Below are 10,636 nucleotides of genomic sequence, written 5' to 3'. Positions count from 1 at the left end.
GTCGGCTGCTTGATGCCCAGGCCGCGATGGCTGGCCCGCCAGGCGGTCAGGACCGGTTCGATCAGTGCCCAGCGGTCGTCGGAGAGGTCGGAACGGTAGGTGGGTCGAGGCTGCATACCGCGGGCCTACCGGCAACTCCAGATCCTTAAAGGTGTATCCGGCCCATCATCATCCAGACTTATCGGATGAGTCACCACCAACACGAACAAGACGCCCTCTTAGAGCGCCCGGCAACAGGGACGCGGCGTCGCGGGGCTGGGGCACGCACCTCGCCTCGTTGTCGTCGGTCGACACCCAACACCTCCGGTGCCTCCCTCCTCCGCCTCGCGATCTACGCGCCCCAGCCCCGCCCCTTCATCCACGCCCCTGTTGCCGGGCCCTCTTATACGGAGCCGTATACGGCCGATCTATTGCGGCACGTGCGTGCTATGTGGGCGGGTGGAACGTGAACCTGATTCCTTCCTGCACCAGGCAGCATAGGGTCGGGGGAATGGACACGGCCGATGTGCGGCTCCTGCTGGACGCCGTGGCCGCCGGCGCGGTCAGTCCGGACGAAGCCCTGAGCCGCCTCACCGTCGGCCCGCTCGGCGACGGCACCGGCTGGACCGACCTGGGGTACGCCCGTGTCGACACCCACCGCGGCCTGCGCACCGGCGACGCGGAAGTCGTCTACGCCGCCGGCAAGACGCCGGCACAAACGGTCGGCATCGTCGCCGAGCTGCGGCGGGTGGCCGGCCCCGGCCATCCGACGCTGGTCACCCGCGCGGACGCGGCCACCGTCGCGGCGCTGCTCCTCCAGTGGCCCGAGGAGCTGACCACGTCCAGTCCGCCTGCCCCGGGTCCGGGTCCAGGTCCGGGTCCGGGTCCGGAGTCCGGGCCTTCCACCCGGCTGTCCACGGTCGTCGTCGGCCCACTGCCACCGGCCCGGGGGCGGGTCGTCGTCGTTTGCGCGGGGACGTCGGACGCGCCGGTCGCCACTGAGGCCGCGCTGACCGCCCGCGCATCCGGAGCGGGCGTTGAGACGATCACGGACGTGGGGGTCGCCGGGCTACACCGGGTGCTCGCGGTCCGCGACATCCTCGCCACCGCGGATTGTCTGGTCGTCATCGCCGGCATGGAAGGTGCCCTGCCAAGCGTCATCGGTGGGCTCGTTGGTACGCCGGTGGTCGCGGTCCCCACCAGCATCGGTTACGGCGCTTCCTTTGGCGGGCTTGCCGCTCTGCTCGGGATGCTCACATCCTGCGCACCCGGCATCGTTGTCTGCAATATCGACAACGGCTTCGGAGCGGGAATCTTCGCCGCCCGCATCGCCCGCCGAACAGCGCCCGTATCCGCACCCGCGGCACCCGCGGATCGTCCGCCGATGGGGTAGGTCATTTGGGCCGTGATGGCGACGATTTCCACCTACTGGACTGCCCGCGGACACCCGGGCGTTAGGTAGTTTTCGTTGCTATAGCGACCGTTTTGACCTACCGCTTCGCTACCGTCGGCCGCGATCGGCTGCAGGGGGCCGGGGCAGGCGGGTCCGGGGCGCGTTCCGGCGACCCCGACCACCGGACGACAGTGGACGGGTGGACGGGTGGACGGGTGGACGACAGTGGACGGGTGACTGACGCCGGAACGCACCAAGCCAACAGCGCAGCAGCGATGCCGACCGGACCGACCGGGTCTTCGCCGCCCCGCCCGGCACGGGTCGGATGGCTCGACCTGTCCAGCGGGGCGAGCGGGGACATGCTGCTTGGCGCAGTGAGCGGGGCGCTCGCAGGCACAGGTCAGCGGGCCGGCGTGATCGCCGACGCGGTCGATGCGCTTGGACTTCCAGTCCGCCTGGATGTCACCGTGACCCGCCGGGCCGGCATTGCCGCCACTCGCGTCCACGTCACCACCAATGATGTGATCGGCAGTGGCGGTACGACGCATCCGGACGGACTGCAGAGGATCGGGGCACCCGGCGGTGAGCATCTCCGCCGTACCTGGGCGGACATCCGCCTGCTACTTGCCGGCGCACCGCTCGCCGCGACGGTCCGCGAGCGTGCCCTGGCCACCTTCGCGACGCTCGCCGAGGCTGAGGCGACCGTTCACGGAATCCGCGCCGACGACGTGCACTTTCACGAGGTCGGCGCGCTGGACGCGCTCGCCGACGTGGTCGGCGTCTGCGCGGGGCTGGACGCGCTCGGCCTGGACCAGCTGGTCGCGTCCCCGATGGCGCTCGGCGGCGGCTCGGCCCGTACCGGACACGGTGTCCTGCCGATCCCCAGCCCTGCCGTCCTGGAACTCCTGCGGGCAAGCGGAATGCCGGCTCACGGTGGTCCCGTGGACCTGGAGCTGTGCACACCGACCGGAGCGGCGCTGGTGGCGACCCACGTGGACGCCTATGGCCAGCTACCGGCGATGCGGGTGGAGTCGGTCGGTGTCGGCGCCGGCCAGCGCGACATCCCGGGCCGGCCCAACGTCGTCCGGCTGGTCGTCGGGGCCGCGCCACCCGCCGGGATGTCGGCCCACGGCGCATCAGAACGAGAGCAGTCGGTGTCCGCACACGCCGCCGCTCGCATCCCCCCGGCGACCGATGAACTACTGGTCGAAACCAACGTCGACGACCTCGACCCGCGGGCCTGGCCGGAGATTCTGGCGGCACTGCTGGCGGTAGGGGCGTCCGATGCCTGGCTGACGCCCATTCTGATGAAGAAGGGACGACCTGCGCACACGCTCTCCGTGCTGGTGACGCCAGCGCGCGCGGACCCGGTCCGACAGATGATTTTTTTCCACACCCCCACCCTCGGTCTGCGCGAGACGCCCGTACACAAGCGGGCGCTTGACCGCACTTTCCGCCCGGTGAACGTCGGCGGCGAAACCATCGCCGTGAAGATCGGCATGCTCCCGGACGGTCAGGTGGTCACCGTGCAACCCGAGTGGGACGACGTGCGACGCGCCGCCGTCCGGCTGGACCGGCCGACCCGCTGGGTCCTGGCTGCCGCAGCGGCACTCGCCTCGGAAACATCATGGGCGCCGGATACGGACAGAACATACTTTACCCATCCCGGCCAGGGCACAGATGATGACAAGGTCGAGCCCGGCATGCAATCCTGAATCGCCGCGGTGGGCCGCCCTGGACGGACAGGTGGCGTCGAGCCCTGAACCGGTGATCGAATTGTCGCACTGTAAGCGCCCGGATGGACCGCGGCGGCTAGGCTGAAAGCCGGATAACCCCGACATGACGCCTGATCGTGATCGGTATCCGGCGAGGCCGTGACTGAGCGGGAGCATGAACGGAGACATCGACATCGACGCCCGAACGGACATGCCTGACGCCGATCGCGCTCCGGCGGAAGATCGCGGCGCACGCCAGTCGATGCAGTCGCCGGCACCTTCCCATCTTCCGCCGAGCTCGACCGAGCCGAACAACGACGACCCGTATTCCTCGTTCCAGGCCTGGCCCGCTCAGTTCCCACCACCGGTGCCACCGCCCGGTGGTGAGCGCACATTCGACCCGCTGACGAGCTCCTGGCCGGGCGCTTCGGGTGAACCGCCGGCCGTGCCACCGATCGCCCGGCCGTGGACCGAAAGGTCGACCTACGACCCGCTGTTCGACCGCGACCCGTTTCCCGGCGGTTACCGGGGTCCTGGCGGCTACCCAAGCCACGTCGCGCCGATTCCGCCCCCGCCGTCCGAACCTCGGCTGTCCGCCACTCCACTGCGGCACGAGGAACGCCCGAGCACCGACCAGAACGGCAACGGACCCACCACCGCACCACCAGCGGGATCCGCACCACCGGCAGGATCCGCACCGGGCCTCCAGCGGTCCGGCTCCGAAGGCGCCACGCTCCGACCGGCACCGCTTTACCCGGACGACTCCTACCCGCCGGCGTTCGACTCCACCGATCCGCTCGGCGTCTCCGCCGACGTCGCGGACACCGCGTTCGAGGTGCCGCCACGCCCGCCGGTCTCGGCGGACTACCCGCCACCGCCACCGCTGCAACCGTCACTCCAACCGTCGCCGCCGCAACTGCCGCCGGCGGCCGAGCAGGCGCCGGATTCGTCCACGGCACCGATCGCAGCGGCGCCCGCCCCGGACCTGCCGCCCTACCGGAACAGCGGTCGTGCAGATGAGGGACAGCTCGGCGGTCCGCGCCCCGGCGCACCGCAACCGCCGGTGCCGTACCCGGGTGGCTCCTACCCGGATAATCCCTACCCCAGCACCGAGTACCCGGCGCCAGCACCGGAGATCCGGCCGTCCGGCCACGACGGGGCAGCCGACGTCACCCGTGCGCCCGGCAGACTCATGACCAGCGCGCTGCTACCCGCCCAGCCGGACACCGCGTCCGGAGGCTGGCGAAAACTGGTCTTCAGGGCGTCCGGAGGAGCGATCAATCCTGGGCCGTCCGCCGACGAGGCCCGCCATCGGCGCCTGGTCGCGCACATCCGCACCCCCTTGTACGACTGCCACCGGGTCGCGGTCATGTCGCTCAAGGGCGGTGTCGGCAAGACCACCACGACCGTGGCCCTCGGGTCGACCCTGGCGAGTCTGCGTGGGGACCGCGTGGTGGCGATCGACGCGAACCCCGACCGCGGGACGCTCGGTGCCAAGGTACCGCGAACAACCACGAACACCGTGCGCGATCTACTCGACAATGCAGCCTCGCTACACCGTTATGTGGACGTTCGTCGGTACCTGTCACAGGCCGACAGCCGCCTGGAGGTGCTCGCGTCCGCGAACGATCCCGAGATCTCGCAGGCGTTCGCCGACACCGACTACCTCGCTGTCGACGACATCCTGCAGCGGCACTACTCGATTCTGCTGACCGACTGCGGCACCGGGATTCTGCACAGCGCCATGCCCGCGGTCCTCAAACTCGCCGACACACTGGTGATTGTCAGCAGTTCCAGCGCGGATGGCGGTTCGTCGGCCAGTGCCACGCTGGACTGGCTGGACGCACACGGGTACGCCGCCCAGGTGCGAGAGGCGGTGACGGTCATCTCGACATTCCCGGTGAATGGCGAGTCGGTGGATATGAACACGCTCGAACAGCATTTCGCCGCCCGTACCCGGCGAGTCGTTCAGGTACCCTACGATCCCCATCTCGCCATCGGCGGACGTATCACGTTGGAAGGGCTGAGAAAAGCGACGAGGCAGGCGTTTCTCGAAATCGCCGGTGCCGTCGCCGAACGGTTCGGTTCTCCCCTGACAGACGGGGATCCCGAGCGTTTCGGCGGGTTACCACCCGGGGTTTAGGGCCTGTCCGGGCACCACTCAGCGGGCCAGGGCGCCGGTCACGGCCCGGACGCCGGGGCGCCGCAGCTGCCTGGCCACTGTCGTACGGCCGTCCACGATCCGCCCGAACAGTCCGAAGGTACCGGGCATGCAGGTCAGCAACGCGTGCAGCAGCCCGGGATGGTGTGCATAAACCGCCTGTAGCTTGCGGCCGGCGTCCATTTCGGGGCCGAGCACCGCTTCAATGCGCCTGGGGTACTCCGCGAGCGCGGACAGATCACCGACAGCGGCTCGGGCCGCGGCCTCCCCCGCGAGACGCCCCGAGCGCAATGCGAACGAGATCCCCTCGCGCGTCCACGGGTCGAGCAGACCCGCCGCGTCGCCGGCGACCAGCACCCTGCCCCGGCGCAGTGGCGAACCCGCAGCCCGTACCCTCGTCAGATGCCCGGAGTCGTGCAACGGTGTCACCGAACCCAGACCGAGCCGGCGCACCAGATCGCCGTAGTAGGAACGCAGCGCATCGCCGTCTGCCCGTGAACCGATCACACCGACGGTGAGCACCTCGCTCTTTGGGAACAGCCAGGCGTATGAACCGGGGACCGGACCCCAGTCGAGCAGCATCCGGCCGCCCCAGCGCCGTGCGGTCGGTGCGCTCACCGGGAACTCACCTTCCAAGCCGACGTCCACTTGGTCACACCGGACGCCGACGTGGGCGCCCGTCCGCCCGGACGCGCCATCTGCGCCGACGACGACCCGGGCGCGTATCTCCCGCCCGCCCCGCACCGTCACCACGACGCAACCATCCCGCGTCTGCCTGATCTCCGTGCTCCCCCTGATCTCCGTGCTCCCCCTGCTCTCCCTGGCCTCCCTGGCCTCCCTGACCGCCTGGACCTCGTTGCTGTCCGGTCCGCCCGGTCCGGTGGCTGGTCCGGTTACTTCGCGCAGGCCGGTGACGTGGACTCCGGTCCGCAGGCCCGCACCGGCAGCGCAGGCCGAGTGCACCAGCGCCCGGTCGAACTCCGAACGCATCACCATTGACAGCATCGGTCGACCTGGCCGGCGCCTGGTCCGCGCCAGCCGGCCGTCCAGGGACACGGTGAGCTGGTCGATGCTCGCGTGGACCAGGCCCGAAAGGTCGATACCGGCATGGTCGACCGCCAGACCGACCAGGCCGCCGCCACAGGTCTTGTACCTGGGCAGCTCGGCCCGTTCAAGCATGCAGACGGTGACACCGGCCCGGGCCGCCGCCCGAGCTGCGCTTGCTCCCGCCGGACCGGCGCCGATCACGACCACATCGAACATCTCGCCAGGAGCGTCCGACCGGCCAGCCATGTCTACCGGCATATCAGCGCAGGGTGAGGGTCCGGCCCACGACGCCGGCACGCATCCGGCGTTGCGACGCATCCAGCGGAGTCCGGTCGGCAACCGCACGCTCCAACCGGGCACGCAGCTCCGTCGCCGGTTCCTCGCAGCTGTCCGCGTCAGCGCCCGGCGCGAGGTCCCAGACCGGAACGACCAGACCGTCCGCCCGGAAGGAGCCGACGAAACGGGACCCGACACCGACCGTAAGATCACCAACGGCGGCCAGCCGCGCGAGGGCGTCGAGCAGGGGTTCCTCGTCGTACGCCTGAACCCACCGCAGGTGCGTCCGCTCCCCCGGACTGCACCAGTAGGCCGCGTCGACCGAGGTCAACCGGACGGTCGGAACGACGGCCGCGTTCGCCCGCTCCAAGGCGGCGGCGACCTCCGGAGCGGGACCGGTACCGTCCTCGGACGGCGGGATCCACCAGGTGAATCCGGAGTGGACCGTGATGTCCAGCGGGGCCGGATCGAGGATGTCCAGCAGCGTTGGGCCGGCCCGGCCGTCGTCGCCACGGGCGCTGCCCGCCGCTGTCTGCCGGGGGATGACCGGAGCCCCGGGCTCGGCGGCAAGAGCCGCGAGCAGCGCCCGCGCAACGTCAACGCTCGCATCGTCGCTGGGCACGCCCGTCTGCATGGCCAGGAGGATCTCGCCGCTCTCCCGGACGATTGCAGGCACTGCCTGCGGCAGCATCGTGCCGAGCAGAACCGCACGGTCGCCATGTTCGGGATGTTCCGCCAGGTAGCTGGCGGAGAGCTTCAGCGGGGCTGTCGCGCTGGGCACCAACTCGCGCAGGGCCACCAGATCGGGTTCGTCGACCCGGCCCGCAAAGGGACGCAGGACGGGCGCGGACCGCCGCCGCACGCCATGACATGCCTTGTAGCGACGCCCTGACCCACACGGGCACGGCGACCGCGGCCCGACGGCGGGAACATCTGCCTCGTCCGTCCCGAAGACGCCCGGAGCCGACCCGGACGCGGCCAAGCCGACCTCGTCGGACGAGCCGGACCCGGACGAGACGGATCCGGAATGAGACGGCACGGGGCGGCGGACGGTCTGTCGGCGGGCGATCGGGTGCTCCTCGGCTTGACGGATCAGGTTGACGGATCAGGTTGACGGACGGCTGGTACGCGCAAGGCTAATACCTGCGACCGACAACTCCCGCCAACCCACCCACGTGACCGTCCGCTTGTACCGGACCTGCTACGCGCAGGTGCGGAACCGGGCTCCACCAGCCGGGACCGGACCGGCGGGCGTGCGAAAAACCAAGATCGCACACCCTTTGGCCAGGCCACCCGCAAGGGGCCTCCGGGCGTGCGAAAAACCAAGATCGCACACCCTTTGGCCAGGCGGGACGCCGAAGCAGGTTAGCCATCACTCGCCGGGGTAGGACTCGGACATGGAGATCAAATTTTCGCTGTCGCTTCCCCGGGACGAGATCTCCATTCCTATTGTCCGCCGGATGTGCACGCAGTCACTGAAGGTTCTCGGCGCGCATCAGGAGTGCGTCGACGACGTGGAACTCGCGCTTACCGAGGCATGTGCCAACGTGCTGAAGCACGCCCAGGCGTATGACTGGTACGAGGTCTCGGTCAACGTCGACAACCAGGTGGCCGCCATCGAGGTGCTGGACAACGGAGGTGGCTTCGACGTCTTCCAGATTGACGCCATGATTCTCGAGGCATCCGCCGATGACACGATCTGCGAAGACGGCCGTGGTATCTATGTCATGCACGAGCTCATGGACAGCGTCCAGTTCGATATTGTGGACGGGCCGCATCCCGGCATCCGGGTTCATCTGGAAAAACTGCTGCAGTGGGATGAAAGCGCACCCGCCACCCGGCTCGAACGCGCCCCGGCTCACTGCGGGTCCTGACCGGCCGGGTCCTGATCGCGTGGCCGCCGCTTGATCGCCGGTAGGCTGACCGCATGAGCGGTGGCCAGCACGAAACAGTCGGCGGGGCACCATCGGTAGCACGCCGGATCGGCGTGGTGACATTTCCCGGCTCGCTGGATGACAGGGACGCCGCTCGCGCGGTCGGTCTCGGCGGCGGCGAGGCCGTTGCGCTCTGGCACGGTGACACCGAGCTGGCCGGGGTGGACGCGGTGGTGCTGCCCGGCGGGTTCTCCTACGGCGATTATCTGCGCGCCGGGGCGATAGCCCGTTTCTCCCCCATGGTCGGCGCGGTCGTGGACGCGGCCCGTGACGGGTTGCCCGTCCTCGGGATCTGCAACGGATTTCAGGTGCTGTGTGAGGCCGGACTGCTGCCCGGGGCACTCACCCGTAACGTCGGCCTCCATTTCGTCTGCCGGGACCAGCGGCTGCGGGTGGAAAACGCCTCGACCGCGTGGACCTCGGAGTACACGGCCGGCGCGGAGGTTGTTATTCCCGTAAAACATGGCGAGGGCCGCTATGTGGTGAATCCGGCGACACTGGCCCAACTCGAACATGACGACCTGGTGGTTGCCCGCTATCTCGGCGGGAACCCGAACGGATCGGTCGCCGACATAGCCGGCGTCTGCAATGCCGGACGCACGGTTGTCGGGTTGATGCCACATCCCGAGCACGCCGTCGAGCCGCTGACCGGCCCGGGATCGGACGGCCTGGCCATGTTCCGGTCGGTGACATCCGGCGTTCTCGCCGTCTGATCGACTCCCGGCGCGACCGGCCGAAGGGTGCGCGATCATGCCTTTCGCGCGCACCCGGAGGCCCTCAAACGGCCAGTCCGTCCAGTCCGGCCAGTCCGGCCACATCGGCTATATCCGCCTCGACGGAGCGGCGCAGGGCCGCGTGCAGGGACGCGGGCGTGAGTACGCCGACGTAGTCGTCCCGGTCGTAGACGGCAATGCGGGCGGCGTCGTCGCCCAGGAGCACGGCGAACGCGTCCTTCAGAGAGGCGCCCAGCTCCACCCAACCGGCGAGCGGACGCAGCGCTGCCGCGCTCGCGACCGGACCATGCCCGGCCAGCTCCCCGGCCTCGACCCACCCGCGCACCTCCCCGGACGCCGGGTCGACGACGACCGCCCAGCCGGCGCCGTCCGTGCTGACCCGCACCCGGCTACCCTCGCCGGACCCACCCGACCCACCCGACCCACCCGACCCACCGGAACGAGCGGACCCACCGGAACGAGCGGAACGAGCGGACCCGCCCGGCACGTGCCGGGCGATCGCCTGCAGTGTCTCGGCCGCCGACGTATCCATCCGCACCACCGGTGGGTGTTCGGTGTCGGCCACCCCCAGCGGGGTGACCGCGAGCCGACGCAGCGACCGGTCGAAGCCGGTGAGATCCGCGACGAACGGCGTGGCCGGCGCTCCCAGGACGCGGGTGGCAGCGGCGTACTGCTCAAGTAGACCGCCGGGGCGGAACACCGCGATCCGGTCCGCGAGGTGCACGGCCTCGTCCAGGTCGGGCGTGACGAAGATGATCGTCTTGCCGATATCCCGGTGCAGCAGAACGAGATCGGTACGCAGCCGCTCACAGGCCATCGGGTCCAAGGCCGAGCACGGCTCGTCCATCAGCAGTACCAGCGGGTCGGCGGCGAGTGCGCGGGCAATACCGGCCCGTTGCCGTTGCTCGGCGGAGAGTTCATGCGGGTAACGGTCGCCGACGACCGCTGGATCAAGCCCAAGCAGTTCGAGCAGCTCCTGCCCGCGGTCGTGAACCCGCGGCCGCGCCCAGCGCAGCAGTCTGGGAACCGTTTCGACATTTGCCCGGACGGTCAGGTGCGGGAACAGGCCGACGCTCGCGGCGACATGACCGATGCGCCGGCGCAGCGTGACCGGATCCACGCGGGCAACATCCTCGCCGGCCACGACGATCTGACCGGACGTCGGCTCGATCATCATGTTGATGAGATTAATGATTGTGGTCTTGCCGCACCCGGACGGCCCGAGCAGGCAGATGAAATCACCCTCGGCCACGTCGAGATCGAGATTCGTAACAGCGACCGTCCCGTCCAGGTGACGCTTCTGGACGCCCCGAAGCGAAATCATCGGCTCAGTCGCCATCGACTCCGACCAACCCCTCCCGCACCGATTGCGATCATTCCGACCGTGGAACCCACAG

The 10,636-nt window shown here is 69.7% G+C and carries 8 protein-coding genes and 1 pseudogene; 5 read left to right on the top strand and 4 right to left on the bottom strand.

Annotation, left to right across the window (positions count from 1 at the left end; translation table 11 throughout):
- Positions 1-116 (bottom strand): annotated as a pseudogene (locus tag U9983_RS13220) (IS5/IS1182 family transposase); the annotation flags it as partial.
- Positions 117-490: 374 nt separating this feature from the next.
- On the opposite strand from U9983_RS13220, the gene larB reads away from it, so the two are divergent.
- The 3 genes from larB to U9983_RS13205 all read left to right on the top strand — a co-directional run bounded on the left by larB (position 491) and on the right by U9983_RS13205 (position 5,230).
- Positions 491-1,372 (top strand): nickel pincer cofactor biosynthesis protein LarB, encoded by an 882-nt coding sequence (gene larB, locus U9983_RS13215; RefSeq protein WP_322754307.1) that lies wholly within the window; start codon positions 491-493, stop codon positions 1,370-1,372.
- Positions 1,373-1,647: 275 nt separating this feature from the next.
- Positions 1,648-3,087 carry a nickel pincer cofactor biosynthesis protein LarC gene (larC, locus tag U9983_RS13210; RefSeq protein WP_322754306.1) on the top strand — a complete coding sequence of 480 codons (1,440 nt, stop codon included), beginning with the start codon at positions 1,648-1,650 and terminating at the stop codon, positions 3,085-3,087.
- 175 nt (positions 3,088-3,262) lie between these two features.
- Positions 3,263-5,230, top strand: a complete 1,968-nt coding sequence (locus U9983_RS13205; protein ID WP_322754305.1) for a MinD/ParA family protein — start codon at positions 3,263-3,265, stop codon at positions 5,228-5,230.
- 18 nt (positions 5,231-5,248) lie between these two features.
- Here the strand turns inward: U9983_RS13205 and U9983_RS13200 are convergent, their stop codons facing one another.
- Both U9983_RS13200 and U9983_RS13195 read right to left on the bottom strand, forming a co-directional pair.
- Positions 5,249-6,541, bottom strand: a complete 1,293-nt coding sequence (locus U9983_RS13200; RefSeq protein WP_322754304.1) for a geranylgeranyl reductase family protein — start codon at positions 6,539-6,541, stop codon at positions 5,249-5,251.
- Between the two features lie 13 nt (positions 6,542-6,554).
- The gene (locus U9983_RS13195) at positions 6,555-7,553 is read right to left on the bottom strand and encodes a DUF5926 family protein (RefSeq protein ID WP_416211386.1); all 999 of its coding nucleotides are present in this window, start codon (positions 7,551-7,553) and stop codon (positions 6,555-6,557) included.
- Positions 7,554-7,968: 415 nt separating this feature from the next.
- Between U9983_RS13195 and U9983_RS13190 the strand changes: the two genes are divergently transcribed.
- On the top strand, positions 7,969-8,445 hold the full coding sequence (locus U9983_RS13190) for an ATP-binding protein (RefSeq protein WP_322754302.1): 477 nt from the start codon (positions 7,969-7,971) through the stop codon (positions 8,443-8,445).
- Positions 8,446-8,498: 53 nt separating this feature from the next.
- Positions 8,499-9,218 carry a phosphoribosylformylglycinamidine synthase subunit PurQ gene (gene purQ / locus U9983_RS13185; protein WP_322754301.1) on the top strand — a complete coding sequence of 240 codons (720 nt, stop codon included), beginning with the start codon at positions 8,499-8,501 and terminating at the stop codon, positions 9,216-9,218.
- A gap of 64 nt (positions 9,219-9,282) precedes the next feature.
- On the opposite strand, the gene U9983_RS13180 is transcribed toward purQ, so the two are convergent.
- Positions 9,283-10,578: an ATP-binding cassette domain-containing protein gene (locus tag U9983_RS13180; RefSeq protein WP_322754300.1), complete on the bottom strand. Its 1,296-nt coding sequence runs from the start codon at positions 10,576-10,578 to the stop codon at positions 9,283-9,285.
- Between the last annotated feature and the right edge of the window lie 58 nt (positions 10,579-10,636).

Source organism: Protofrankia sp. Cas3 (genome assembly GCF_963555955.1).
Classification (GTDB): Bacteria; Actinomycetota; Actinomycetes; order Frankiales; family Frankiaceae; genus Protofrankia.
Note: the sequence above shows the minus strand (reverse complement) of the source record. Positions and strands in the feature narration are given on the sequence as shown.

Excerpts from the sequence above, each read along its gene's own strand:
- larB (WP_322754307.1), top strand. The coding sequence starts at position 491 with ATGGACACGGCCGATGTGCGGCTCCTGCTGGACGCCGTGGCCGCCGGC.
- larC (WP_322754306.1), top strand. The coding sequence starts at position 1,648 with ATGCCGACCGGACCGACCGGGTCTTCGCCGCCCCGCCCGGCACGGGTC.
- U9983_RS13205 (WP_322754305.1), top strand. The coding sequence starts at position 3,263 with ATGAACGGAGACATCGACATCGACGCCCGAACGGACATGCCTGACGCC.
- U9983_RS13180 (WP_322754300.1), bottom strand. The coding sequence starts at position 10,578 with ATGGCGACTGAGCCGATGATTTCGCTTCGGGGCGTCCAGAAGCGTCAC.
- U9983_RS13200 (WP_322754304.1), bottom strand. The coding sequence starts at position 6,541 with ATGGCTGGCCGGTCGGACGCTCCTGGCGAGATGTTCGATGTGGTCGTG.
- purQ (WP_322754301.1), top strand. The coding sequence starts at position 8,499 with ATGAGCGGTGGCCAGCACGAAACAGTCGGCGGGGCACCATCGGTAGCA.
- U9983_RS13190 (WP_322754302.1), top strand. The coding sequence starts at position 7,969 with ATGGAGATCAAATTTTCGCTGTCGCTTCCCCGGGACGAGATCTCCATT.